Consider the following 24969-nt stretch of genomic DNA (forward strand, 5'->3'; position numbering starts at 1 on the left):
GGGTCGTTCACTCTTCCAACGGGCCGGGCCGCAGTTCCGAGACAAACTTGTCGAAATCGTCCGCCGCCTGGAAGTTTTTGTAAACGCTGGCAAAACGGACATACGACACCGTGTCGATACGGGCGAGCGTCTCCATGACAATCTCGCCGATCACCTTCGACGGGATATCCGTGTCGCCCATGCTTTCCAGCCGCCGCACGATCCCCGAGATCATCTGGTCGATGCGCTCGGGATCGATCGGTCGTTTCTGCATCGCGATGCGAATCGAACGCTCGAGTTTGGTGCGATCGAAATCCTCGCGCCTGCCGCTGGTCTTGACGACCACCAGATCGCGAAGCTGGACGCGCTCATAGGTGGTGAAGCGCCCGCCACAGGCCGGACAAAACCGGCGGCGACGAATGGCGACATTGTCTTCGGCAGGACGCGAATCCTTAACCTGGGTGTCCACATTTCCGCAGAACGGACAGCGCATCCCTTGTCCTCAATTTAGCCCGAACCTCAGCCACTATAGGCATACCATAACAGCTTGGGTAGCCCACAGATCGAGCTACAAGATAAGCCAAGGCTCATTTGTGAATGTCGCGCAATTTACTTGCGCAGCATCTCGACACAACGGTCCGCCCCGTGCAACATGCCGACGTCAGCCGCCAGGAGAGGCTGACCAACGCGGAGGAAACTATGAACAAAAACAGCAAATTCGACCGGCGCAGCTTTCTGACTCGCGCAGCGGTCGGCGGTGCGACCGCCGCAGCCGGCGCAGCCCTTGCCGCTCCTGCGATCGCGCAGGAAATGCCGGAAGTGAAATGGCGTCTGGCCTCGTCGTTCCCGAAGTCTCTGGACACGATCTATGGCGGCGCGGAAGTCCTGTCGAAATACCTGTCGGAAGCGACGGGCGGCAAATTCCAGATCCAGGTGTTCGCAGCGGGCGAACTGGTCCCCGGCCTGCAGGCGCAAGACGCCGTGACGGATGGCACCGTCGAGGCCTGCCACACCGTCGGCTATTACAGCTGGGGCAAAGACCCGACCTTCGCGCTGGGTGCTGCCGTTCCGTTCGCCATGTCGGCTCGCGCGCATAACGCGTGGCAGTACCACGGTGGCGGCATTGACCTGTATAACGAATTCCTTGCCAAATATAACATCTTCGGCCTTCCGGGCGGTAATACCGGCGCTCAGATGGGTGGCTGGTTCCGCAAGGAAATCAACACCGTAGACGACATCAAGGGTCTGAAGATCCGCGTCGGCGGCTTCGCTGGCAAAGTGCTTGAGCGTCTTGGTGCGGTTCCACAACAGATCGCTGGCGGCGACATCTATCCGGCGCTGGAAAAAGGCACCATCGACGCTTCCGAATGGGTTGGCCCCTATGACGACCAGAAGCTGGGCTTCTACAAGGTCGCGCCCTATTACTACTACCCCGGCTGGTGGGAAGGCGGCCCGACCGTCCACTTCTTCTTCGGCAAGGACAAATACGAGGCGCTGCCCGAACACTACAAGTCGCTGCTGCACACCGCCGCGCAGGCCACCGACGCGAACATGCTTCAGAAATACGATCACCTGAACCCGATCGCGCTGAAGGAACTGGTCGCCGCAGGTGCACAACTGCGTCCGTTCAGCCAGGAGATTCTGGACGCCTGCTACAAGGCCGCAAACGAGGTCTATACCGAGCTCGACGCCTCGAACCCTGGCTTCAAGAAGATCTGGGACTCGATCAAGGAATCGCGCGCGAACTGGTATCTGTACAACCAGACCGCCGAATACACCTATGATACGTTCATGATGATCCAACAGCGCAACAACATGCTGTAATCGCCTGAATATACTACATTAACGCCGCCGTGGCCTTGGCCTTCGGCGGCGTTTTCATGTCTTCCCCACCTGCATGGCCGCCGCTATTCTCGGCCCGTTCCAGAGGAGGAGACAAATGGACAGACGTTCTTTCCTGCGCGCCAGCGCAGTAGGCTCGGTTGCGGCGGGCACCCTTGCAGCACCCGCCATCGCGCAAACCGCACCGAAGGTGCAGTGGCGCATGACATCGAGCTATCCGAAATCGCTCGATACTATCCATCAGGGCGCAGTCACGCTGGCCGAATATGTGCGCGGCATGACCGACGGCAACTTCGAGATTCAGGTCTTCGCCCCCGGCGAGATCGTCGGCGGATTGCAGGCGGCGGATGCCGTGGCCGAAGGCACGGTCGAGGCGGCGCATACATCTTCCTATTACTACTGGGGCAAGGATCCCGTCTGGGCGCTGCCGACCGCCATTCCCTTTGGTCTGAACCCCCGCCAGCAGAACGCATGGTTCTATTACGGCGGCGGCAATGACATGATGAACGAATTCTATGCCACGCAGAACCTGTATGGCCTGCCGCTGGGCAATACCGGCGCGCAGATGGGCGGCTGGTATCGCAAGGAAATCAACACCGCCGAGGATCTCAAGGGCCTCAAGATGCGGATCGGCGGCTTTGCCGGCAAGATCATGGAGAAGCTGGGCGTTGTGCCCCAGAACATCCCCGGCGGCGACATCTATGCCGCGCTGGAGAAGGGCACGATCGACGCGGTGGAATGGGTCGGTCCCTATGACGACGACAAACTGGGCTTCGTCAAGGTCGCGCCCTATTACTATTATCCCGGCTGGTGGGAAGGCGGCGCGACGCTTCATGCGATGTTCAACCTCAAGGCATGGAACGACCTGCCCGAGTCCTATCGCGTGGCCCTGAAGGTGGCCTCGCAGGCTGTGACTTGCGACATGATGGCGAATTACGACTGGAAAAACCCTGACGCACTGCTGCGGCTGGTCGGTGCGGGTGCGCAGCTTCGCCCCATGTCCGAGGCGATCATGGATGCCGGTCTGAAAGCCAGCAACGAGGTCTATGCCGAAATCAGCGCCCAGAACCCGACCTTCAAGAAGATCCTTGATACGATGATCGGGTTCCGCGGCAAATCATTCCAGTACCAGCAGATCTCGGATTACACCTACGACACCTACATGATGATCCAGAAACAGAAGGGCAGCATCTGAGCCAGCCCCGCGAGCGTTGCAAAAAGAAAGGCGGCCCGAGAGCCGCCTTTTTCAGTTCTAGTTTGCAGGCTGGGCCGGCGGGGCCGTAAGCCCCGGAGGCGGACCACCCAGCGGACCACCCAGCGGATCAAGTCCACCGGCCGCGGGCGCTGCCGGAGCGGGCGTCGGTGCAGGTGCAGGTGCAGGTGCAGGTGCGCCGAAATTCGGCACTCCGCCCAGACCACCAAGACCACCCGGAGCCGTTCCGGGGGCTGCTCCCGGCGCGCCGAACGGATTGCCAAGGCCTCCGCCCAAGCCACCCAGACCGCCACCTGCGGGGATCTCGATCTTGACGTTCGAGGTGTCGATCGGCGGGCCTTTATAGTGCATGACCAATCCGGGGAAGATCATCACAACCGCGACCATCACCAACTGGATACAGACATAGGGAACCGCGCCCCAGTAGATCTGGCCCGTGGTCACCGGCTCCATCATCTTGCCCGTGACCTTATCCTGATACGGGGCCTTGGGGGCAACCGAACGCAGGAAAAACAACGAGAATCCGAAGGGCGGATGCATGAAGCTGGTCTGCATGTTCACGCCCAGAAGGACGCCGAACCAGATCAGGTCGATCCCCATCGCCTCGGCCGCGGGGGCCAGAAGCGGGACGATGATGAAGGCCAGCTCGAAGAAGTCGAGGAAGAAGGCCAGCAGGAAGACCAGAACCGACACCGCGATCAGGAAGCCATATTCGCCACCCGGCAGCGAGGTCAGCAGATGCTCGACCCAGATATGCCCGTTCACGCCGTAGAAGGTCAGCGAGAAGACTCGCGCCCCGATCAGGATGAACATGACAAAGGCCGATAGCCGCGTCGTGGCCAGCAAAGCCTGACGGACCACGTCATAGTTCAGACGGCCTTTGATGGCCGCCAGGAGCAGCGCACCGACGGCACCCATCGCGCCACCCTCGGTAGGGGTTGCAATGCCAAGGAAGATCGTGCCCAGCACAAGGAAGATCAGCGCCAGCGGCGGGATCAGCACGATGATGACCTGCTGCGCCAGACGCGACATCACGTTGATTTTCAGGGACTTGTCCAGCAACGCCACGACATAGATCGCGATGATAGCCAGCGCGGGGGCCAGAATGTCGGCATCCTTGCCATGCGTCGGATAAAGCCATTTGAAAGCCAGATATCCGCCAGCCGCTGTCGCCGCCAAAGCAACAAACAACGATGTGACGCCGGAACCCAGCGTGCGGGCCTCTTTCGGCAGCGCAGGCATCAGCTTGGGCCGGAAGATCGACATGACGAAGATATAGCCGATATACATCGCCGTCAGCACAAGGCCCGGCAACATCGCGCCCTTGTACATGTCACCGACCGAACGGCCCAGCTGGTCGGCCAGAACGATCAGCACCAGCGAGGGCGGGATGATCTGCGCCAATGTCCCCGAGGCCGCGATGGTCCCCGAAGCAATGCGCCGGTCATAGCCGTAACGCAGCATGATCGGCAGCGAGATCAGACCCATCGCGATAACGGATGCCGCGACGACGCCGGTTGTTGCCGCAAGCAGCGCGCCCACGATGATCACGGCATAAGCCAGACCGCCGCGGATCGGGCCGAAAAGCTGGCCGATCGTGTCCAGAAGGTCCTCGGCCATGCCGGATTTCTCTAGGACGATGCCCATGAAGGTGAAGAACGGAATGGCTAGCAATGTCTCGTTCGACATCACCCCCCATAGCCTTTCGGGCATGGCGTTCAGCAGCGGCCAGCTAAGGTTGATCGAGCCGCCGGACAGCGGCGCAAGCTCGACCCCGATGACAAAGAACAGCAAGCCGTTCGCAGCCAACGCGAAAGCGACCGGATAGCCGAACAGCAGGAATACGATGAGCGATGCGAACATGATCGGCGCCATGTTCAGCGCGATAAGTTCCATCATTTGCGGTTCTCCCCGCTGGCATCGTCGTCCAGAGCGGCTTCCATGTCGCGAGCCATGGCCTCGCCCTCAAGGGCGGCTGCGGCGTGATGCGAGACGAAGGGGTTGGGATCGGGAATATCGCCACGCATGACGGCGATTTTCTTGATGATTTCCGAGATGCCCTGGAAAAACAGCAGGATGAAACCCGCCAGCAACATCGCCTTGGCCGGCCACAGGATCAGACCGCCCGAGTTGGTCGAGACCTCGCCGCTGCGGAAGCTGCGCATGACCCAAGGGGTCAGGAAATAGATCATCAAGGTGACGAAGGGCATCAGGAACAGGCAATGGCCGATCAGGTCGATCCAGTGCTGACGGCGGCGGCTCCACATCCCGTAGATGATGTCGATGCGGATATGTTCATTCTCTTTAAGGGTATAGGCGGCTGCGCCCAGAAAGGCGGCGCCATAAAGATACCATTGCAATTCAAGCCACGAATTCGAGGACGTGTTCATCACCTTGCGGATGATGGCGTTCCCGGCGCTGACCAAAACGGCTACCAAGATCAGCCAGGTCACTCCTCGGCCAATGATGGTGTTAACGCGATCTATACCGCGTGACAGGCCCAAAAGGGCACCCATGCGTCAAACCTCCCCTTTTCTCCTCCCGCCACCTTCCTCAAGGCGCGGCCGCCGGTCTACCCGGTCGTTGTGTGTTTTCGTATGACGGAACGGCAAATGCCGGTCAAGCGGCTGGACCCAAGGCTTTGGCCGACAGAAATGCCAGAACGGTTGCCTCTCCGATCTGCTGGATTGCGCCAAGCACATCGCCAGTCTGCCCGCCCAGCCTGCGCTGTGCGCCACGGGCCAGCCAGACCTGCGCAGCACCGCCGAAAAAGGCGGCAATCCCCCAAAGATGTGGTATGCCGTTCGCCCATATTGACAGCAAAATGACACTTATAGCGGCGATCACCAGCGCCACCGCCGCCTGCCCGCGCGAGGCTCGGCCCGCCGCCTGCCCCAGCCCGTCGCGTCGCGCTGCGGGCATCAGCGCCAGAGCGACCGACATTCCGACACGGGAAAAAACCGCTGCGGCCATCAATGCGCAAGCCGCGATTGTCACCGAGGATTCGATCAAAGCTGCCAATGCGGCGATACGGAGACCGGTGACCAGAACAAGAGACAGCACACCGTAGCTGCCGATCCGTGAATCGCGCATGATCTCGAGGCTGCGCTCGCGGTTGGCCCCGCCGTAGCCATCGGCGTAATCGGCCAGCCCGTCCTCGTGCAGGCCACCGGTCAGCAGGATCATCGAACCGGTCGTGACAATCGCCACCACTACGGCCGGTAATCCAAGCATGTGCATAATCAGCAATGCCACGCTGGCACAGCCGCCGAGAACAAGCCCGACCAGCGGGAATGCCCAAGCCGCCTTGGATAGCGACGGCACCTGCGCGGGCAGGAATTTGCCCAAGGGCAAGCGCGTCAGCCAGACCAAAGCGGTCACGGCCTCGGCCCAGCGGTCAACCAATGCCAGCCTCGGCGAAGGTCGCCATGCCATTATGGCACTCAAGCGCCGCACGCAGGATCAGCAGCGCGACCGCCGCGCCGGAGCCCTCTCCCAGCCGCATGTCCAGCGTCACCACTGGAGACTTCTTCATCACCGCAATCAGGCGACGATGGCCCGGTTCGGCGCTTTCATGGCCGATCAGGCAATGATCCAACGCATTGGCGTCGTTGACCAACAGTACCCCCGCAGCGGCCGAACAAATGAAGCCGTCCAGAATGAGCGGAATGCCGAGTTCACGCGACCGGATCACCGCGCCGCAAATGGCGGCCTGCTCGCGCCCGCCGAACGAGCCAAGGATCGAAGCTGCTGTCGCCGCCCCTTTGTGACGCTTCAATCCCGCATTCACCGCGCGGATCTTGTTGGCGAAAATCCGGTCGTCAGCGCCGGTGCCGGGGCCGACCCAGTCCTCGGCAGTGCCACCGAAAGTCGCGGCAGCCAAGGCCGCGGCAACCGTCGAATTGCCGATGCCCATTTCTCCGAGAATGATCACATCGGCTTCCGGATCAACGGCATCCTTGCCGGTCTGGATAGCCGTAACCAGATCGGCAACCTCCATCGCCATGCCTTGGGTGAAATCTGCCGTCGGACGATCCAGTTCAAGCGGAATAACCGACAGATCCGCACCGGCAGCACGGCAAAGCTGGTTGATCGCAGCACCACCGTTCCGGAAATTCGCGACCATCTGTGCGGTAACTTCGACGGGGAACGGATTCACGCCCTGCGCGGTGACTCCGTGATTGCCGGCAAAGACTAAAGCCTGCGCGCGGTCGATTTTCGGGCGTTCACGGCCCTGCCAACCCGCCATGAAGATCGCAAGCTCCTCGAGCCTACCCAGAGACCCCGGCGGTTTCGTCAATTCCGCCTGACGCGAGCGGGCGGCAGCGGCGGCCGATTCGTCGAATATTTTCAAGACGTCTCTCTTTGCGGTTTCAAGCGAAGCGACAGGCCGCTGACGGCCATCCAGACCTCATCGGCAATACCGGCTATGGCCTGGTTCATCCAGCCATGCTGATCGCGAAATTTCCGCGCCAGTGCGTTATCGGGCACAATCCCCAAGCCCAATTCGTTGGTGACCAGAACCACGGGGCCATGCTGGGCGCGCAACTGGGCGCATAGTGCATCGACATGCGGGCCGGGATCGCCTTGCGCCATCACATTCGACAGCCACAACGTCAGGCAATCGATCAGACGCACGGTTTTTCCGTCATCGGTGCGCGCCAACGCTCCGGACAGATCGATAGGCTCTTCCAGTGTCGTCCATCCATCGGCGCGGCGATCACGATGCAGTTTGATACGCTGCGTCATTTCATCGTCCCAAGCCTCGGCGGTGGCGATGTAGATGCGGTGATCCGGAATGCGGGAAATCATTGATTCAGCAAGCGCCGACTTCCCCGAGCGGGCGCCTCCGGTGACCATGACAATGCGGGATTCGCTGTTCATAGTTCATTTCTTTCACAATGACCCTCGGTCGAAAAGTCGCAATCAGCGCTTGCTGTCAGACAGATTTCGCGCAAGCTTGGCAGATCGCGCGCGGGTGAACGCCCCGATCAACGCGCCAAGAACAACTTCAGAGAGGTCCCTCATGAAATTGAACCGCCTGTTCCTGACTACTGCACTCAGCATGGGCCTTGCCCTGCCTGCTTTGGCCGTTCAGCCCGCCGCCGGTGAAAAACTGGCCGCAGATCAAAGCTATACTTTCTGGCTGCTCGACGCGATCAAGACCGCCGACCCGCACAAGAACTCGGACGTCGAAGGCTCGGACGTGATCCGCCAGCTGTTCGAGGGCCTGTTGAACGAGGACGCCAAGGGCGCCCCGGTTCCGGGCGTCGCGACCAAGTTCGATCTGTCGGATGACAAGCTGACCTATACCTTCCACCTGCGCCCCGAGGCGAAATGGTCGAATGGCGATCCGGTCACCGCGAATGACTTCGTCTACAGCTGGCGTCGTCTGGCCGATCCGGCCACCGCCTCGGAATATGCCTGGTTCATGGAACTGATGAACGTCGAAAACGCCCCCGCCGTCGTCAAGGGCGAGAAGAAGCCCGAAGAACTGGGCATCAAGGCTGTCGACGACCACACGCTGGAAGTCAAACTGACCGCGCCAACCCCCTATTTCCCGAAAATGGTCACGCATAGCTCGACCTTCCCGGTGCCGCAAAAGGTCGTCGAGGCCGAGGGCGACAACTGGACCCAAGCGGGCAAGCTGGTCGGCAACGGTGCCTTCACCCTGACCAGCCACGATCTGGGCGTCCAGATCAGCATGGACAAGAACCCGAATTACTGGGACGCCGCCAATGTCGTCATGGAGCATATCAAAGGCCTGACGGTGAACGACAACAACGTCGCCCTGACCCGCTACAAGGCCGGCGAGCTTGACCGTGTGCAGATCCCGGCGGGCCAATATCCGTCGCTGGAAAAGGAATTCCCAGATCAGGCGATCTCGATCCCCTATTCCTGCTCCTATGGCTATCTGTTCAACCTCTCGGACAAAGGCCCCGAGGCACTGAAAGACGTGCGCGTCCGCAAGGCCCTGTCCTATGCGATGCAGCGCGACGTGGTTGTCGACAAGATCCTGCAAGGTGGCCAGAAGCCGTCCTATAACTGGACCCATTGGGCGATCGAAGGCTTCCAGATGCCGGAAATCGACTATGCCGCATGGTCGCAGGCCGAGCGTCTGGAGAAAGCCAAGGCCCTGCTGGCCGAGGCGGGCTACGGCCCCGACAAGCCGCTGAAGCTGGTGCTGCAATATAATACCGACGAGAACCACAAGAAGATCGCCGTCGCCGCCCAGCAGTTCTACAAGCAGCTTGGCGTCCAGATCGAGCTGAACAACGTCGAATGGAAGGTCCATACCGACCGCCTGCAATCGCAGGATTTCGAAATGGCCCGCTACGCATGGTGTGCGGATTATAACGAGGCCTCGACCTTCCTCGATTACTTCCGCTCGACCGGGATGAACTACGGCAAGTTCAAGAATGCCGAGTTCGACAAGTTGCTGGACGAGTCGAAGACCGCAGCGGACCCGAATGTCCAATATACCGCGGCTGAAAAGATCATCGCCGAGGAAATGCCGCTGGTCCCGATCTATCAATATGCCAAGGTCGATATGATCAGCGATGTGATCAAGGGCCTGCCGACCGAGAACGTCATGAACGACTGGCTCGCCAAAGACATCTACCGGATCGAGAAGTAAGCTTTTGGCGGCGGCCCCCGAAACGGGGCCGCCCTGCCGAAACTGTCCGGCACCTTACGCGGGAACCTGAACATGTTCGGATTTATCCTGAGGCGACTTGCTGTCGCCATTCCGACGTTGCTTTTGCTCATCGTCCTTTCCTTCCTGCTGATGCACGCGGCCCCTGGCGGCCCCTTCACGCAGGAACGCGCCCTGCCCCCGCAGATCATCGCGAACCTGAACGCCAAATACGGTCTGGATGAGCCTTTATGGCGTCAGATCGTGAACTACGTCTGGGGCATCGTCGCGCATTTCGATTTCGGCCCCAGCTTTGTCTATCCCGACCGCACGGTGAACCAGATCATCGCGGCGGGCTTCCCGGTCACGCTGACCTATGGCGGCATCGCCTTTGTCGCGGCAGTGGTCGTCGGCGTCTCGCTGGGCGTCACAGCGGCGATCCGGCAAAACACATGGGTCGATTACCTTGCCGTCGGCACCTCGATCGGCGCGCAGGTGTTGCCGAATTTCGTGATGGCGCCGATCCTTGTGCTGGTCTTTACGCTGTGGCTGGGCTGGTTGCCCGGCGGCGGCTGGGGCGGGCCGATCTTCTGGATCATGCCGGTCGTGGCGCTTTCGACCAGCTTCATGGCCTCGATCGCGCGGATCACGCGGTCCTCGATGCTTGAAGTGCTGGGCTCGAACCATATCCGCACCGCCCGCGCCAAGGGCCTGTCGGAAAGCAAGGTCATCCTGCGCCACGCGCTGAAACCGGCGCTGCTGCCGGTGATCAGCTATCTTGGTCCGGCATTCGTGACGATGATCACTGGCTCGGTCGTGGTCGACATCTATTTCTCGACCGGCGGCATCGGGCGCAGCTTCGTCGATTCGGCGCTGAACCGCGACTATGCGGTGATGATGGGGATCACCATCCTTGTCGGTGCGCTGACCATTCTTTTCAGTCTCGTGGTGGACGTGCTTTACGCATGGATCGACCCCAAGATCAGGTACTAAACCATGATCGACACTCAACAGATGCAATCCCTCGCCGCGCGCATGACTGAGGCCGAGGTCAAGGGCCGGAGCCCATGGGCCGATGCCCGCCGCCGCTTTCGCAGGAACAAGGCCGCGATGATCAGCCTTGTCGTGCTGATCCTTGTCGCGCTGTTCGCGATCTTCGGCAATTCCATCGCCGCTTGGTCGAATGAGGAAATGGACTTCGAGGTCATGGGCAATGCCGCCACGATGGGCATGCCCAGCTTCGCCAACGGCCATTATTTCGGCACCGACGATCTGGGGCGCGACCTGTTCTCGCGCACCGTGCAGGGCACGCAGGTGTCGCTGATGGTCGGTCTGATCGGCGCAGGCATCGCGGTCATTGTCGGCACGCTTTACGGCGCAACTGCCGGATATGTCGGCGGACGCACCGATGCGATCATGATGCGCACGGTCGATATCCTGCTGGCCATTCCTTATATGTTCGTCCTGATCCTGCTGCTGGTCATCTTTGGCCGGTCCATGTCCATGCTGTTTCTGGGCATTGGCCTGATCTCATGGCTGGAAATGTCCAGAATCGTTCGAGGTCAAACCCTTAGCCTAAAGAACCGAGAATTCATCGAGGCTGCGCGTGCCACCGGCGTGCCGGGATGGAAGATCATCATCCGCCATATCGTCCCGAACCTTCTGGGCGTCGTCGCGGTCTATGCGACGCTGCTGGTGCCGCTGATGATCCTGTCGGAAAGCTTCATCAGCTTCCTTGGCCTTGGCGTGCAAGAACCGCTGACCTCATGGGGGGCGCTGATTTCCGAGGGCGCGGGCACGATGAACTATGGCACGCTTTGGCAGCTGATCTTCCCGCTGTTCTTCTTCTGCATCACGCTTTTCGCCTTCTTCTTCGTTGGCGACGGCTTGCGTGACGCCCTTGACCCGAAGGATCGCTGAGATGAGCCTGCTTCAAATCCGCGACCTGAACGTGCGCTTCGCCACCACCGATGGCGAGGTCTCGGCGGTCAATGGGATCAATCTGGACGTGGCCCGTGGTGAGACGCTGGGCATCGTCGGCGAATCCGGCTCGGGCAAATCGCAGCTGGCCTTCTCGATCATGGGACTGCTTGCGCGGAATGGCCGGGCCACTGGCTCGGTCCGTTTCGACGGGGCCGAGATCCTGAACGCCCCGGCGCCCCTTCTGAACAAGATCCGGGCCGAGCGCATTGCGATGGTCTTCCAAGACCCGATGACCAGCCTGAACCCCTATATGCGGGTCTCGGACCAGATGGCCGAGGTCCTGATGCTGCATAAGGGCATGGGCAAAACGCAGGCCGTGGCGGAATCCGCCCGGATGCTGGACGCGGTGAAGATCCCCGATGCCAAGGGTCGTATCCGGCTGTATCCGCATGAGTTTTCGGGCGGGATGCGGCAGCGGGTGATGATCGCCATGGCGCTGCTGTGCCGCCCCGATCTGCTGATCGCCGATGAGCCGACGACGGCTTTGGACGTGACCGTTCAGGCCCAGATCATGGAACTCATGGCCGATCTGCAACGCGAATTCGGCATGGCGATGATCCTGATCACCCATGATCTGGGCGTTGTTGCCGGTTCCTGCGAACGCGTCATGGTCATGTATGGCGGCCGCATCATGGAGCGCGCCCCGGTCGATCCGATCTTTGCCGATCCGGCGCACCCCTATACCCAAGGGTTGCTGGCCGCGATCCCGCGTGTGGATCAAAAGGGCGACCAGCTTTCGGCCATTCCCGGAAGCCCGCCCAATATGACCCATCCGCCGGCGGGCTGTCCCTTTGCCCCGCGCTGCGCCTATGTCATGCCGGTCTGCGGTCAGGCGATGCCGCCGCTGGACGCCTTCGCGCCTGGCCGCGAGCGGGCCTGCTATGCCTCGCTGGACGTGGTGCGCAAGGGCCATGCGCCGCAACCCGACCTGCCCGAGCCCGCCGCCGCCGATCTGGACGAGATGCAGGAGAGCGCCCATGACCACTAAGCCTCTGATCTCGGCGCGCGATCTGCGCGTGACCTTTGAACTGCCCTCGGGCGGGATGCCTTGGACGCCGCCGCGCCTTCTTCACGCGGTGGGCGGGGTCGATTTCGACCTGATGCCGGGCGAGACTTTGGGCATTGTCGGCGAATCCGGTTCCGGAAAATCGACATTGGCGCGGGCGCTGATCGGCCTCGTTCCGGCCACCGGTCAGGCGAAATGGCAAGACGGCACCAATCTGATCGGCCTGTCGCCGCGAAAGATGCTGAAATATCGCAGCGAGATCCAGATGGTCTTCCAAGACCCGCTGGCGAGCCTGAACCCGCGCATGACCGTGGGCCAGATCATCGCGGAACCGCTGACCACCCATCACAAGGGCCTGTCGCGCGACGAGGTCAAACGCCGCGTCAAGGACATGATGGACCGGGTCGGCCTGCTGCCGAACCAGATCAACCGCTATCCGCATGAGTTCAGCGGCGGGCAATGCCAACGCATCGGCATCGCGCGGGCGCTGATCGTGCAGCCGAAGCTGGTGATCTGCGATGAGCCGGTCTCGGCGCTGGACGTGTCTATTCAGGCGCAGGTCATCAACCTGCTGGCGGAATTGCAGCGCGATCTGGGGCTGGCGTTGATCTTCATCGCGCATGACCTGTCGGTGGTGAAGCATATCAGCGACCGGGTGTTGGTGATGTATCTGGGTCGCGTGATGGAACTGGCCGAGGCCGAGTCGCTTTATGCAGAGCCGCAACATCCATATACCCAAGCGTTGCTTTCTGCGGTTCCGATCCCTGATCCGCAACTTGAACGCAACAAGCGGATGATCCCGTTGCGGGGCGAGTTGCCCTCACCGATGAACCCGCCTTCGGGCTGCGTTTTCCGCACCCGCTGCCCGCGCGCGCAAGAGCTTTGCGCTTCCCATAAGCCCGAATTATTGGGCGAAGGGCATCGGACGGCCTGTCATTTCCCCGGAGCCCTGCTACCCGAGGAAGTCGCCAGAAGCGCGTGAATCACAAAGGCCCCCATTCCGCACGGGGGCCTTCGACATTTCGGGACCGGATCAGCTAGCCAGAAGCCGGTCCATCTCGGCGCGGAGTTCGGCCAATTCGAACGGCTTTGCGATGAAGCCATCGGCTCCAAGCTCTAGCCCGCGCTTGCGTTCGACCACAGATCCGCGGGCGGTCATCATCAAAACGCGGACATCGTGCAGGGCAGGATCGGCCCGCAGCTTTTCGACGATCTGGTATCCGGATACATCGGGAAGCATGACATCCAGCAGGACAAGATCCGGTCGACTGACACGGATCTCGTCCAAGGCTCCGGCCCCGCTTGCCAGCCGCTTGTGATGGTGACCCGCACGACCCAGCAGGAACTCGAGCGCGACGGCGATATTGTCCTCGTCTTCGACAATCAGGATATTCGCCATCATTCACCTTTAGACAGGAATGCCGGGCCCGGAGACCGGACCCGGCGCAACCTCGCATCAATCCGCGAAGATGTCTTTCTTATGCGTGCCGTTCGGGACGAAGATCGTTCCGATCACCACGGTGCACGCCGCGACGATGATCGCGTACCAAAGACCAGCATAGATGTTGCCGGACTGGGCCGAGATCGCGAAGGCGGTCGCCGGAAGCAGACCGCCGAACCAGCCGTTGCCGATATGATAGGGCAGCGATAGACCGGAATAGCGGATACGGGTCGGGAACAGTTCGACCAGCATGGCGGCAATCGGACCATAAACCATCGTCACCAGCAGGATCAGGTAGGTCAGGATCACGACGATCGCCAACTTCTGTCCGGTGAAGATGTCGAAGAAGTGGTTTGCCTTGGCGACGGTCAGGTTGCTTTCGGCGGTCAGCGGATAGCCGGCAGCCTTCAGCGCCTCGGCCACGGCCTTTTCGAACGTCGATTTGGCAGTCGTCAGATCCGTGCCGCTCAGTGCGGCTGCGTCATAGGACGGGATCACGGTATCGCCGATCTTGATTTCGGCTCCGCTTGACGGAGTTCCGGCAACGGTCGTGTAGTTCACCGAGGATTTCGCCAGAGTTGCCTTGGCGATATCGCAGGGCGAGGTGAATTTGGCTGTTCCCGTCGGGTTGAACTGGAACGAGCAGGTCGACAGATCGGTCGTCACGACCACCGGAGTTTGCTGCGCGGCATAAAGCGCCGGGTTGGCGGTTTTGGTCAGCGCGTGGAAAACCGGGAAGTACGTGATCGCGGCCAGAAGGCAACCACCAAGGATGATCGGCTTACGCCCGATACGATCCGACAATGAGCCGAAGAAGATGAAGCCGCCGGTACCAAGGATCAGCGACCATGCCACGAAGACGTTGGCCGAGAAGCTGTCCACCTTGATGACGTTCTGGATGAAGAACAGCGCGTAGAACTGACCCGAATACCAGACCACAGCCTGACCGGCGGTCAGACCCAGCAGGGCGATCAGGGCGATCTTGCCGTTTTTCCAGGTGCCGAAGGCCTCTTTCAGCGGGGCTTTCGACTGCGCGCCTTCTTCCTTCATCTTTTTGAAGGCCGGGCTCTCGTTCATTTGCAGCCGGATATACAACGAGATCGCCAGCAGGAAGATCGAGCCGAGGAACGGAATCCGCCAGCCCCACAGATCAAAGGCCTTGATCATCTTGGGCGTGCCATCCGCGTTCAGGACCGCCGCACCGGCCGCGTCCAGAACCGGCGTCGGCTCCCAGTTGCCGTTGACATAGCCCTGCACCAGCAGGATCACGACCAGCGACAGCAGCAGACCCAGCGTTGCCGTGGTCTGGATGAACGAGGTGAAGTAACCTCGCTGATTGGCGGGCGCATGTTCGGCCACATAGACCGCTGCGCCGCCGTATTCGCCGCCCAAGGCCAGACCCTGCGCCATGCGCAGCACGATCAGGATGATCGGCGCGGCAACGCCCCAGCTGGCATAACCGGGAAGCAGACCGACCAGAAAGGTCGAGAAGCCCATGATCAGGATCGTGGCGAGGAAGGTGTATTTCCGGCCGATCAGGTCGCCCATCGCGCCGAAGACCAGCGCGCCGAAAGGACGAACGATGAAGCCCGCGGCAAATGCCAGCAGCGCGAAAACGTTCCGGGTCGCTTCCGGGAACGAGGTGAAGAACTGCGCGCCGATGATCGCCGCGAGCGAGCCGTACAGGTAGAAATCATACCATTCGAAGATGGTGCCAGCCGATGAGGCCAGGATCACCTTCTTCTCTTCCGACGTCATGGGACGTGAGCGAACACCCGCCACATCCGTTTGGTTATATGCCATAAGGCCCCTCCCCTGTAGCCAGTTCGTGACTGGCAGTTTTCAGGCAAAGCGCATCCGCCCTTCGCATGCGAAGGCTGCAAAGTTAACGGACAGTCGTCCTTACCCGATGTTTGTATTCCGTCCTGTCGAACGGTCCTTAGCTACGTGTCCGAAAACCTCCCTATCCGGGCACGGCATTCTGGTCGGGCCGGCCTTCTGACCGGCGGGCGCACCAAGCGTTTCCGCCCGATGCGCCGTTGTAATCAAGCCCGGTTCATCCGGTTCTCGATCAGTTCCTCGACGACGGCCGGTTCGGCCAGCGTCGAGATATCGCCCAAGCTGCCATAGTCGTTCTCGGCGATCTTGCGCAGGATACGGCGCATGATCTTGCCCGAACGGGTCTTGGGCAAACCGGGCGCCCATTGGATCAGGTCCGGTTTGGCTATGGGACCGATCTCGGTACGAACCCAAGTCTCAAGCTCGCGCTTCAGGTCGTCGCTGGGGGCGATGCCGTTCATCAGCGTGACATAGGCATAGATGCCCTGCCCTTTCAGCTGGTGCGGATAGCCAACGACGGCGGCTTCGGCGACTTTCTCATGCGCGACAAGGGCGGATTCGACCTCGGCCGTGCCCATGCGATGCCCCGAGACGTTGATTACGTCATCGACGCGGCCCGTAATCCAGAAATAGCCGTCCTCGTCGCGGCGGCAGCCGTCGCCCGTGAAGTAATAGCCCGGATATTGCTGGAAATAGGCCTCCATGAAGCGCTGGTGATCGCCCCAAAGCGTACGCATCTGTCCCGGCCAGCTGTCGGAAATCGCCAGCACGCCCTCGACCCCGTTGCCTTTCTGGACTTCGCCACTAGCAGCATCTAGCACGTCAAGCTTCACGCCAAAGAACGGCAAGGTGGCCGAACCCGGTTTCGTCTCGATCGCGCCGGGAAGCGAGGTGATCATGTGGCCGCCGGTCTCGGTCTGCCACCATGTATCGACAATCGGGCAGCGCCCCTTGCCGACATGCTTGTCATACCAGACCCAGGCCTCGGGGTTGATCGGCTCACCCACGGTGCCAAGGACGCGCAGGCTGGACAGATCGTGTTTGTCGACCCATTCCGGACCCTGCCCCATCAGCGAGCGGATCGCGGTCGGCGCGGTGTAGAATTGCGTGACCTTGTGCTTGTCGCAGACTTCCCAGAAACGGCCCGCATCCGGCCAGGTCGGGATGCCTTCGAACATCAGCGTGATCGCGCCATTCGCAAGCGGGCCATAGACAATGTAGCTGTGTCCGGTCACCCAACCGACATCCGCCGTACACCAGAACACGTCTCCGTCCTTGTAGTCGAAGACGTATTGATGCGTCATCGAAGCATAAACCAGGTAACCGCCGGTCGTGTGCACGACGCCCTTGGGTTTGCCGGTCGAGCCCGAGGTATACAGGATGAACAGCGGATCTTCGGCCCCCATCGGGCGCGGAGGGCAGTCCGGACTGACCTCGTCCATCAGCTTCAGGACATCGACATCGCGGCCATCGATCCAAGTCGTCTGGTCGCCGGTATGCTTGACGACAAGGCAGCGCACCCGATCCGAGCAATGCAGCAAAGCCGCGTCGGTATTCGATTTCAGCGCCGTGCGACGCCCGCCACGCGGAGCGGTGTCGGCGGTGATGACCAGCTTGGCACCACAGTCATTGATCCGGTTGGCCAATGCATCCGGCGAGAAGCCGGCAAAGACGATGGAATGCACCGCCCCGATCCGCGCGCAGGCCAGCATGGCATAGGCGGCCTCAGGGATCATCGGCATATAGATCACGACGCGGTCGCCACGCATCACGCCTTGGCTCAGCAGCACATTGGCGAAGCGGTTCACCTTTTCGGACAGCTGCGCATAGGTAATGTGCCGCGCCGGAGCCTTGGGGTCATCGGGCTCAAAAATTATCGCGGTCTGGTTTGCACGAGTCGGCAGATGGCGGTCGATGCAGTTAACCGAGGCGTTCAGGATTCCGTCCTCGAACCACTTGATCGAGACTTTTCCCATGCTGAAATCGGTGTTTTTCACCACGCTATAGGGATGAATCCAGTCGATCCGCTTGCCTTCACGGCCCCAGAAGCCAGCGGGATCGGAAATCGATTCGTCGTAAAGCCGCTGATAATCGGCGGGTTTCAGCAAAGCATTCTCGAAACCCGCAGGAATCGGATGTTTGGCTGTATTTTCAACGGACATTCGGGCCTCCTCTATTCCCTTCACCGGACCGAACCTGCGCGCTTCTCCCCTCGCGCAGATCGGCCATGACCGGTTGGTTGATCGATACGTTAATACAAGCAAGCCAAGTCGGTAAACTATTTTCTTTACAGGGAAAATTTGTAAATAATTTCACCGAAACTGCGGTGAAACTGTAAATGCTTCACAACGCGGGGGCGTGTCTCACAGGCCCGACGCCATCAGCGCAGAAAGCCCCGGCAGCATCGCGCTACCGGGGCGTTCCTGAGGGGATGTGCAGTTATCTACTCCGGAGCATCCATCCTGACCCGCAGCGAAATCGAGCCCTTGGCTGCCTTGCTCCAATTGATGCCGACCTGCCTTTTGTTCGTGCCCTGCATGGGCTGGACCCAAGGCATCTCGGTTACGCGCGCATTGGCAGAGGTCGTGATCGCCGAGGTCGGAACCACGGACTCGATCTTCTTCGCGAAGCCGCCAAACGGCAAAGCGACATTCACCGGAACCACCCAACGGGTCGCAGCAGTGCCTTGACTGAAATCGATATCCACCGGGTTCGCGACATAGTTCAGGACGCCGTTGAACATGTTGCCCTGAAACACGATATTCCGCATCCTTGTGTAATCCAGATCGGCAATGCTGGTGTCGACCTTCTCGATCCGGTTCACCTTGTTATTCAGAGACTTGAATACGTTACCAAGAACGGCCAGACCATGGATGAACTGTCCGGTGCCATATGGTTTCACGACAAGCCAGTTGAATCCCGCCGTCGTATCTGACGCCAGAAACGTGTTTCCGGTGATCGTCAATGCGCCGAACGAGTACTCGTTGCCTTCGAAATTCGGCTTGGCATCATGTTCGTTCGTCCACTCGATCGAGCAGTTATCGACATAATTGCCGGTGATCGTCACCTGCAGGTTGGTCTGCGTCAGGATCAGTCCACCAAAGCGGACGCCATTCTGCGCCGAGTCCCCTTGGAACCAATGGTTACCCTCGATCATATGCCCGCCGCCTGCGGCAACCATGAAATGACCAAAGCGGATAAACCGGCTATGCCGGATCTTGGTGTCGTTGTTGTTGACGTTGATCGCGATCGTTGAGCGGTTCTGTGCCAATTCGCCCATCTCGTTCGATAGAAACTCGCAGCGATCGACCAGCATCCCTTGGCAAGCCGAGCCGATCGACGTGATCCCGCGATCTTTCGGTTTGGTAAAGTAGCAATCGCGAAAGCAGTTCATCGAGCCGGTCTGGGCCAACATCACACCACTGGCGTTGCCGTCCAACAAGAATTCGACATCGTCGAAATTCAGCCGGCTCAACTGCTCCATGTCCGAGAAGTCGAACGCATAGCGATAGCGCGAGAACGTATAATTGCGCGTCGCGGCTCCGCCATAAAGCGGTTGCGACAATGTCAGCGTGCCTGCCGCGACGTTCTTGGCGTTCACATAGACCTCGCGACCGACGCCGTTGCCGCTGATCCGCGAGCCGATCTCGATATTCGCGATATTGGCGACACCGCTGAGAACCAGAGAGTTGTTCGGGTTATAGGTCGCCACCGAGTTGACCGCCCGCGTATCCCATGCACTGCCCGAGACAATCGAGATCTGGCCGTTGGTAATCACGCGCCGGTTCGAGAAACTGGTTACACCCGGTGCAAAATCGGCAACCTTCAACGGCTCGGTCAAATGGACATTCCGGCCACACAGATCCAGTGAGCCGTGATCGGTAAAGCCCAGCATGGCCTGAAGCGCGCGTTTCATGCCTTCGGTTTCGTCCCCGAATGCCGCAGCATAGGTCGGGTAATCAAACTTGCCCGTAAGCGCCAGACGCGCCGATCTCGGCATCGTCAGTCTGCCGACAAAGCGCACTGGAGCACTGATGCTCAGATCCGAGCCGATATAATAGGTGCCTTCGGGAACCAGAATCTGGTTCTTGCCCGCCGCTTGGTTGGCCGCGACAAACGCCGAACGATCATCAACCACACCATTGCCGACCGCGCCGAAATCGCGCACATCGACCCAGTCGAGCATGCCCGGAACAAAGGCCGAAGTCACATCTTCGATGACCAGATTTTCGATCCGGATGGCGCCGTTATTGTCGCCCAGAAGGTCGATACCCAGATAACCGAAAGTCGCCGCGCGTCCCCATGGCATATCCACGCCGTCACGGCTACCTGTGCCCACAATGGCCGAGACCTCGACCACGCTGCCATAGCCCGACACCTTGACCGTCGGCCCGACCTGCAAAACGCCAGTGACGTTTCCGTTGGAATTTCCTGCATATCCGGCAATCCGGACCTGCGGAATATTGCCCGCAATCGCCTTGACGCGGGTTGATACGCGCAGATAACAGCCGGGACTGATCGGCGTTTGCCGCATATAGCGCAGCGAGGTCACGTTCTCTTGCTTAAGGATCTCAAGGCACGTGCCGAAATCCTCGTCAGCAGGAACGATGGCAGCATTGGCCTGCCCCGCCCAGGTTGGCGAACCCGCCGTGCCATTCGTCCGTGACCAAAGATTCAGACCCAGCCGAAACTCGCGCGGCATCAGTGCCTTGCTACCAACGACGGCAATTGCCATGCCATTTTCTCCCATGATTGCGAGCCGTCAAGGCCGCGCGGATATGGACAGAATTTGACAATCCGGCGTTAACCGGGCGTTAACCATGCGCGCGCGGCAACAGAACCGCGCGCAACAGGTCTGATGCGATCAGACGGCTTGCGAGACCAACTCGCCCGCCAAAGCACGCTCGATCAGCTTGCGGGTTTCCTCGACGCCGTAGAGCGCGATGAACCCACCAAAGCGAGGACCTTGATCGGCACCCAGCAGCACCTGATAAAGCGCCTGGAACCAATCCTTCATCGGCTCGAAGCCATGCTCGCGACCGATGGCAAAAACCATCGTTTGCAGCGTTTCAGCATCAACCGGCTGCTCCCAAGCGGCCAGACGTCCGGCCAGATCCTCAAGCGCACGACGCTCGACATCGGTCGGGGCACGGAATACCCGCGTCGGCGCAACGAAGTCGTTGAAGTACCGCACTGCGAACTCGGCAGCGGCATCCATCGCCGGGTTGGTTTCGGGGCTGGCTTCGGGCGCGTAACGCTGGATAAAGCCCCAAAGCGGACCCTTTTCCTTGGCGCCTGCAACCGAGGCAAGGTTCAGCAACATCTGGAACGGCACGACCATATCCGAGGCGGGAACATTCCCACCATGAATATGCCAGACCGGGTTAGCCGCCTGCTGATCCGGCGTCTGATCCGGATAGGCACGCAACTGTTGATGATACTCGTCGACCGCTTTCGGGATCACATCGAAATGCATCCGCTTCGCGGTCTTCGGTTTCTGATACATGAAATAGGACAGGCTCTCGGTCGAGGCATAGGTCAGCCATTCGTCGATCGACAGACCGTTGCCCTTGGATTTCGAGATCTTCTGCCCGTCCTGATCAAGGAACAACTCATAGGTGAAATGCTCGGGCTTCTTGCCGCCAAGGATCTCACAGATGCGGTCATAGATCGGCGTATTGGTCGAATGATCCTTGCCGTACATCTCGAAGTCGACGTCCAGCGCCGCCCAGCGAGCACCGAAATCGGGCTTCCACTGCAGTTTCACATTGCCGCCGGTAACCGGCAGGGTCAGTTCCTGACCGTCCTCGTCGTCAAAGGTGATCGTACCGTTCTTGGCATCGACATGCTTGATCGGGACATAAAGCACCTTGCCGGTCTTGGGGCTGATCGGCAGGAAGCAGGAATAGCTTTGCTGGCGCTCCTCGCGCAGGCTGGCCAACATCACATCCATGATCGCATCATAGCGTTCAGCGGCCAGCAGCAGCGTCTGGTCGAACTGGCCCGACTTATAGAACTCGGTCGCGCTGATGAATTCGTATTCGAAGCCGAATGTATCAAGAAAACGCCGCAGCATGGCGTTGTTATGATCGCCGAAGCTCGGGTACTCGCCGAACGGGTCAGGGACAGTGGTCAGCGGTTCCTGAAGGTGCTCGCGCAACATCTCGGTCTGGGGCACGTTCTCGGGAACCTTGCGCATCCCGTCCATGTCGTCCGAGAAGCAGAACAGACGCGTCGGAATATCCGAGATCATCTCGAAGGCGCGCCGGATCATCGTGGTCCGCGCCACTTCGCCGAAGGTACCGATATGCGGCAGACCCGAAGGACCGTAGCCCGTCTCGAACAGGACATAGCCCTTTTCGGGGTCCTTCTTCTCGTAGCGCTTCAGAACGCGACGCGCCTCCTCGAAAGGCCATGCCTTGGATTTCATCGCGGCGTCACGCAGAGCGGTCATTTCGGGTCTCCATTGCTGAACCTTCCCCGTATTGAAACGGCACGAAATGGTCAATAATTACCGGGAAACCCAACGGAGATTTAACAATGGCCGAAAACCTTCCCTCGTTCTCACCTTGCGATGCGCTTGTCGCGGTCATGGTGGGCGTCTCGGCCTCGGACCAGAACCTGCGTACCGCGGAACTGGTGGCAATCGAACGTGCGGTTAACCACACGCCGGTCTTTGCAAATTACGACATCGACCGCATCCGGGCCGTGTCGCAAACCGTGATGACACTGTTCGAAGAAGAGGACGGTCTGGATGCACTGTTCGGGCTGGTGCGCTCGGCGCTGCCCGAACAGCTTTTCGATACGGCCTACCTGCTGGCCTGCGACGTTGCGGCCTCGGACGGTCGTCTGGGCGAAATCGAAACCGCCATGCTGGCCGAAATCCGCGATCAGCTGGAAATCGACCGGTTGCATTCCGCCGCGATCGAACTGGCCGCCCGCGCCCGTCACCGCGTGCTGTAAGCTTGGTCTAGCGCAGGACGCTGGCCGGCTGGGTCACACCCGCCGGTGCAGCGATCTGCGCAGGCAAAGCCTCAATCCAGCCCTCGATCAGCGCCTGCTGCAAAACCTTCGAGCGACGGGTCCATGTCGAGACACCATCCGGCATTTCCTTGCCTTCACTCGCCGAACGACGGGCTTCATCTCCGGTCAGAATGGCAAATGCAACCGCGCGGCCATCCGGAGTCTGCGCATAACCCGACAGGTTCGATACGAAATTCAAGGTTCCGGTCTTGGCCAGCACCTCGATCGGACTTTGCTTGCTTTTGCCCTTCTCGTCACGCAGGGGAATGTGCTTGAGAACCTCTTGCAAGCCGCGCCGGCGCCCCTGATCCGCGACCAGACGGGCCAGACTCATCGCCGTTAACCGGTTCTCGGCCGAAAGGCCCGAGTGATCGTGGAATACGAACTGCTCGTTCGGAAGCAGGCCGCGCAGCCATTCCTGCATGGCTTTCGCCGAGCTTTCTGGCGTGCTGGCACCACTGGCCGCGATCCCGATCACCTCGGCGGTCAGGTTCGTCGAATATTTCAACATGCCCCGCACGATCGTGGTCAGGGACTCGCTTTCCAGCTTTGTGATTTCCGTCCCGCTGGGCGCAACGGTCGCAACTTCAGCCGACGGCAAGATAAGGCCTTTGGCGCGGCACAAGGTCTGGAACACATCCCCCGCGTAAAGCTCGGGATGACGGACAGGCAGCCAACGCGACCCCGATTTCGCGATTGCGCCGCGCGAGATCGTCCAAGCTTCTTTCTTACCGGATCCGTCATAGGTAAACAGCGGCGCGCGACGGTCCGCTGCCCCAATGGTCACTGTATAAGCACGCGGCGACTGTTTCGCGCCCCGCGCCTCGAGTGACATCTTGCCCTGCCGCCATCCCAGATGAACTCGATTGAAGTTCAATATCATGCCGGAAAGACTTGGATTGTAAGGCAAATGTTCGTCTTGCGTAGCAGATAACCGATCGATCTGCGGCAATGCGCCACCCCAGACCTGAAACTTCGTGGGCGCTGGCCCCTGCCAGTTTTCAGCGGTCGCCGCGGCCAGTTTCGCCAAGCCGTCGGTATCCAGCAACGGATCACCGCCACCCGCCAGAATCAAAGTATCACCCGACCGCCAGACCCGTGTGACGAAGCGATGATCCGCCCCCAACTTCTCCAAGGCGTAAAGCGAGGTTACGATCTTGAGCGTGCTGGCAGGAGCCATCGCACTGTTTTCATGCCGCGAGGCAATCACCTGACCGCTCGCCGGATCGATCACGGCAAAAGAAACCTCTGCTCCCAGCTTGGCAGCCGTAATCGCGGCCTCGGCGTCAAACACCAACGGCGGTGCTGCCGGGGCTATTGCGATGGCGCTACTTTCTGCCAAAGTCACGGATGGCACCATCATTGCACCAAGCGCGGCAAGGATTTCTCGTCTCGAGAGGTTCATGCTGTCACTCCCGCAGAACGCGCCCGGATGGCGGTTGAGGATAGTTTGCTCATGGGCACGTTTATTATGGCCCATGCAGGCGGAGGACAATCGGCAAGCTGGCTGACCCGTGTCTCGGGCAGACGAAAGCGCCATAATCCGCGTGCGGTACGCGAGAAACGCGCGGGCATCCGCCAACCCGGCCGTGCAATCACACCAATGGGAACACGGGCTGCGATCTCGGCCCAGCGATCCCAACGGTCAAACTGCACCAGATTGTCAGCCCCCATCAGCCATGCAAAACGCACAAATGGATAGAGTCTCTGGATCTCGGCAATGGTGTCTGCTGTCATCCGTGTCCCCAACCGGGATTCAAGCGCCGTCACCTCGACCCGCGGATTATGCATCAGCTTGCGCGCAATCCGCAAACGCTCATCCAACGGCGCTGGTCCGCGCGTTTTCAGCGGATTGCCGGGACTGACCAGCCACCAGACCCGATCCAGCCCGAAACGGCGCATGGCCTGTTCGGTGATATGGACATGCCCCTCATGCGCAGGATCGAAGGAACCGCCAAGCAGGCCGATCCGCATGCCCGGCAACGCAAGTGGCAATCCGGCCCGCATGG

At 60.3% G+C, this 24969-nt stretch carries 21 protein-coding genes; 8 read left to right on the top strand and 13 right to left on the bottom strand.

Features of this window, described 5'->3' with window-relative positions:
• Window positions 1-7 precede the first annotated feature (7 nt).
• A complete protein-coding gene (gene nrdR / locus GL286_RS18200; RefSeq protein WP_155096997.1) occupies window positions 8-472 on the bottom strand; it encodes a transcriptional regulator NrdR in 465 nt (154 codons plus the stop codon).
• 206 nt (window positions 473-678) lie between these two features.
• Here nrdR and GL286_RS18205 point away from each other — a divergent pair, with 206 nt between their 5' ends.
• On the top strand, window positions 679-1803 hold the full coding sequence (locus tag GL286_RS18205) for a TRAP transporter substrate-binding protein (protein WP_155096998.1): 1125 nt from the start codon (window positions 679-681) through the stop codon (window positions 1801-1803).
• 115 nt (window positions 1804-1918) lie between these two features.
• Window positions 1919-3016, top strand: coding sequence for a TRAP transporter substrate-binding protein (locus tag GL286_RS18210; RefSeq protein ID WP_155096999.1), 1098 nt, complete (start codon window positions 1919-1921; stop codon window positions 3014-3016).
• A gap of 57 nt (window positions 3017-3073) precedes the next feature.
• On the opposite strand, the gene GL286_RS18215 is transcribed toward GL286_RS18210, so the two are convergent.
• From GL286_RS18215 to cobU, 5 genes are all read right to left on the bottom strand, one after another.
• Window positions 3074-4933, bottom strand: a complete 1860-nt coding sequence (locus GL286_RS18215) for a TRAP transporter large permease (protein ID WP_155097000.1) — start codon at window positions 4931-4933, stop codon at window positions 3074-3076.
• On the bottom strand, window positions 4930-5550 hold the full coding sequence (locus GL286_RS18220) for a TRAP transporter small permease subunit (protein WP_155097001.1): 621 nt from the start codon (window positions 5548-5550) through the stop codon (window positions 4930-4932). Before GL286_RS18220 ends, GL286_RS18215 begins: the two co-directional genes overlap by 4 nt.
• A gap of 103 nt (window positions 5551-5653) precedes the next feature.
• Window positions 5654-6439 carry an adenosylcobinamide-GDP ribazoletransferase gene (gene cobS, locus GL286_RS18225; RefSeq protein ID WP_246185019.1) on the bottom strand — a complete coding sequence of 262 codons (786 nt, stop codon included), beginning with the start codon at window positions 6437-6439 and terminating at the stop codon, window positions 5654-5656.
• The gene (gene cobT / locus GL286_RS18230; protein ID WP_155097003.1) at window positions 6432-7388 is read right to left on the bottom strand and encodes a nicotinate-nucleotide--dimethylbenzimidazole phosphoribosyltransferase; all 957 of its coding nucleotides are present in this window, start codon (window positions 7386-7388) and stop codon (window positions 6432-6434) included. Before cobT ends, cobS begins: the two co-directional genes overlap by 8 nt.
• Window positions 7385-7918: a bifunctional adenosylcobinamide kinase/adenosylcobinamide-phosphate guanylyltransferase gene (cobU, locus tag GL286_RS18235; RefSeq protein ID WP_155097004.1), complete on the bottom strand. Its 534-nt coding sequence runs from the start codon at window positions 7916-7918 to the stop codon at window positions 7385-7387. The genes cobT and cobU overlap by 4 nt, the downstream gene beginning before the upstream one ends.
• A gap of 142 nt (window positions 7919-8060) precedes the next feature.
• Between cobU and GL286_RS18240 the strand changes: the two genes are divergently transcribed.
• The 5 genes from GL286_RS18240 (at window position 8061) to GL286_RS18260 (ending at window position 13639) form a co-directional block, all read left to right on the top strand.
• On the top strand, window positions 8061-9671 hold the full coding sequence (locus GL286_RS18240; RefSeq protein ID WP_246185020.1) for a peptide ABC transporter substrate-binding protein: 1611 nt from the start codon (window positions 8061-8063) through the stop codon (window positions 9669-9671).
• 72 nt (window positions 9672-9743) lie between these two features.
• Window positions 9744-10661 (top strand): oligopeptide ABC transporter permease OppB, encoded by a 918-nt coding sequence (oppB, locus tag GL286_RS18245; protein WP_155097005.1) that lies wholly within the window; start codon window positions 9744-9746, stop codon window positions 10659-10661.
• Between the two features lie 3 nt (window positions 10662-10664).
• The gene (locus GL286_RS18250) at window positions 10665-11588 is read left to right on the top strand and encodes an ABC transporter permease subunit (RefSeq protein WP_155097006.1); all 924 of its coding nucleotides are present in this window, start codon (window positions 10665-10667) and stop codon (window positions 11586-11588) included.
• A 1-nt stretch (window position 11589) separates the two neighbouring features.
• The gene (locus tag GL286_RS18255) at window positions 11590-12639 is read left to right on the top strand and encodes an oligopeptide/dipeptide ABC transporter ATP-binding protein (protein ID WP_155097007.1); all 1050 of its coding nucleotides are present in this window, start codon (window positions 11590-11592) and stop codon (window positions 12637-12639) included.
• A complete protein-coding gene (locus tag GL286_RS18260) occupies window positions 12629-13639 on the top strand; it encodes an oligopeptide/dipeptide ABC transporter ATP-binding protein (RefSeq protein WP_155097008.1) in 1011 nt (336 codons plus the stop codon). Before GL286_RS18255 ends, GL286_RS18260 begins: the two co-directional genes overlap by 11 nt.
• Before the next feature lie 51 nt (window positions 13640-13690).
• Here the strand turns inward: GL286_RS18260 and GL286_RS18265 are convergent, their stop codons facing one another.
• The 5 genes from GL286_RS18265 to GL286_RS18285 all read right to left on the bottom strand — a co-directional run bounded on the left by GL286_RS18265 (window position 13691) and on the right by GL286_RS18285 (window position 22391).
• Window positions 13691-14056 carry a response regulator transcription factor gene (locus GL286_RS18265; protein WP_155097009.1) on the bottom strand — a complete coding sequence of 122 codons (366 nt, stop codon included), beginning with the start codon at window positions 14054-14056 and terminating at the stop codon, window positions 13691-13693.
• A 57-nt stretch (window positions 14057-14113) separates the two neighbouring features.
• Window positions 14114-15835 carry an MFS transporter gene (locus tag GL286_RS18270; RefSeq protein WP_343038934.1) on the bottom strand — a complete coding sequence of 574 codons (1722 nt, stop codon included), beginning with the start codon at window positions 15833-15835 and terminating at the stop codon, window positions 14114-14116.
• Window positions 15836-16143: 308 nt separating this feature from the next.
• The gene (acs, locus tag GL286_RS18275) at window positions 16144-18099 is read right to left on the bottom strand and encodes an acetate--CoA ligase (protein WP_155097010.1); all 1956 of its coding nucleotides are present in this window, start codon (window positions 18097-18099) and stop codon (window positions 16144-16146) included.
• 281 nt (window positions 18100-18380) lie between these two features.
• Entirely contained in the window at window positions 18381-20672 is a 2292-nt protein-coding gene (locus tag GL286_RS18280; RefSeq protein ID WP_155097011.1) for a glycosyl hydrolase family 28-related protein, read from the bottom strand.
• Window positions 20673-20801: 129 nt separating this feature from the next.
• Window positions 20802-22391: a lysine--tRNA ligase gene (locus tag GL286_RS18285; RefSeq protein ID WP_155097012.1), complete on the bottom strand. Its 1590-nt coding sequence runs from the start codon at window positions 22389-22391 to the stop codon at window positions 20802-20804.
• 86 nt (window positions 22392-22477) lie between these two features.
• Between GL286_RS18285 and GL286_RS18290 the strand changes: the two genes are divergently transcribed.
• Window positions 22478-22900, top strand: coding sequence for a tellurite resistance TerB family protein (locus tag GL286_RS18290; protein ID WP_155097013.1), 423 nt, complete (start codon window positions 22478-22480; stop codon window positions 22898-22900).
• Between the two features lie 7 nt (window positions 22901-22907).
• Here GL286_RS18290 and dacB read toward each other — a convergent pair whose 3' ends face one another.
• Together dacB and GL286_RS18300 are read right to left on the bottom strand one after the other, a co-directional pair.
• On the bottom strand, window positions 22908-24365 hold the full coding sequence (gene dacB / locus GL286_RS18295) for a D-alanyl-D-alanine carboxypeptidase/D-alanyl-D-alanine endopeptidase (RefSeq protein WP_155097014.1): 1458 nt from the start codon (window positions 24363-24365) through the stop codon (window positions 22908-22910).
• Window positions 24362-24967 carry a nicotinate-nucleotide adenylyltransferase gene (locus tag GL286_RS18300; protein ID WP_155097015.1) on the bottom strand — a complete coding sequence of 202 codons (606 nt, stop codon included), beginning with the start codon at window positions 24965-24967 and terminating at the stop codon, window positions 24362-24364. Before GL286_RS18300 ends, dacB begins: the two co-directional genes overlap by 4 nt.
• Window positions 24968-24969 lie beyond the last annotated feature (2 nt).

It is taken from the genome of Paracoccus aestuariivivens (genome assembly GCF_009711225.1).
Lineage (GTDB): Bacteria > Pseudomonadota > Alphaproteobacteria > Rhodobacterales > Rhodobacteraceae > Paracoccus > Paracoccus aestuariivivens.

Excerpts from the sequence above, each read along its gene's own strand:
- GL286_RS18210 (WP_155096999.1), top strand. The coding sequence starts at position 1,919 with ATGGACAGACGTTCTTTCCTGCGCGCCAGCGCAGTAGGCTCGGTTGCG.
- GL286_RS18240 (WP_246185020.1), top strand. The coding sequence starts at position 8,061 with ATGAAATTGAACCGCCTGTTCCTGACTACTGCACTCAGCATGGGCCTT.
- GL286_RS18285 (WP_155097012.1), bottom strand. The coding sequence starts at position 22,391 with ATGACCGCTCTGCGTGACGCCGCGATGAAATCCAAGGCATGGCCTTTC.
- oppB (WP_155097005.1), top strand. The coding sequence starts at position 9,744 with ATGTTCGGATTTATCCTGAGGCGACTTGCTGTCGCCATTCCGACGTTG.
- GL286_RS18260 (WP_155097008.1), top strand. The coding sequence starts at position 12,629 with ATGACCACTAAGCCTCTGATCTCGGCGCGCGATCTGCGCGTGACCTTT.
- GL286_RS18280 (WP_155097011.1), bottom strand. The coding sequence starts at position 20,672 with ATGGCAATTGCCGTCGTTGGTAGCAAGGCACTGATGCCGCGCGAGTTT.
- GL286_RS18300 (WP_155097015.1), bottom strand. The coding sequence starts at position 24,967 with ATGCGGGCCGGATTGCCACTTGCGTTGCCGGGCATGCGGATCGGCCTG.
- dacB (WP_155097014.1), bottom strand. The coding sequence starts at position 24,365 with ATGAACCTCTCGAGACGAGAAATCCTTGCCGCGCTTGGTGCAATGATG.
- nrdR (WP_155096997.1), bottom strand. The coding sequence starts at position 472 with ATGCGCTGTCCGTTCTGCGGAAATGTGGACACCCAGGTTAAGGATTCG.
- GL286_RS18290 (WP_155097013.1), top strand. The coding sequence starts at position 22,478 with ATGGCCGAAAACCTTCCCTCGTTCTCACCTTGCGATGCGCTTGTCGCG.
- GL286_RS18220 (WP_155097001.1), bottom strand. The coding sequence starts at position 5,550 with ATGGGTGCCCTTTTGGGCCTGTCACGCGGTATAGATCGCGTTAACACC.
- GL286_RS18205 (WP_155096998.1), top strand. The coding sequence starts at position 679 with ATGAACAAAAACAGCAAATTCGACCGGCGCAGCTTTCTGACTCGCGCA.
- cobU (WP_155097004.1), bottom strand. The coding sequence starts at position 7,918 with ATGAACAGCGAATCCCGCATTGTCATGGTCACCGGAGGCGCCCGCTCG.
- acs (WP_155097010.1), bottom strand. The coding sequence starts at position 18,099 with ATGTCCGTTGAAAATACAGCCAAACATCCGATTCCTGCGGGTTTCGAG.
- GL286_RS18250 (WP_155097006.1), top strand. The coding sequence starts at position 10,665 with ATGATCGACACTCAACAGATGCAATCCCTCGCCGCGCGCATGACTGAG.
- GL286_RS18215 (WP_155097000.1), bottom strand. The coding sequence starts at position 4,933 with ATGATGGAACTTATCGCGCTGAACATGGCGCCGATCATGTTCGCATCG.
- GL286_RS18255 (WP_155097007.1), top strand. The coding sequence starts at position 11,590 with ATGAGCCTGCTTCAAATCCGCGACCTGAACGTGCGCTTCGCCACCACC.
- GL286_RS18265 (WP_155097009.1), bottom strand. The coding sequence starts at position 14,056 with ATGGCGAATATCCTGATTGTCGAAGACGAGGACAATATCGCCGTCGCG.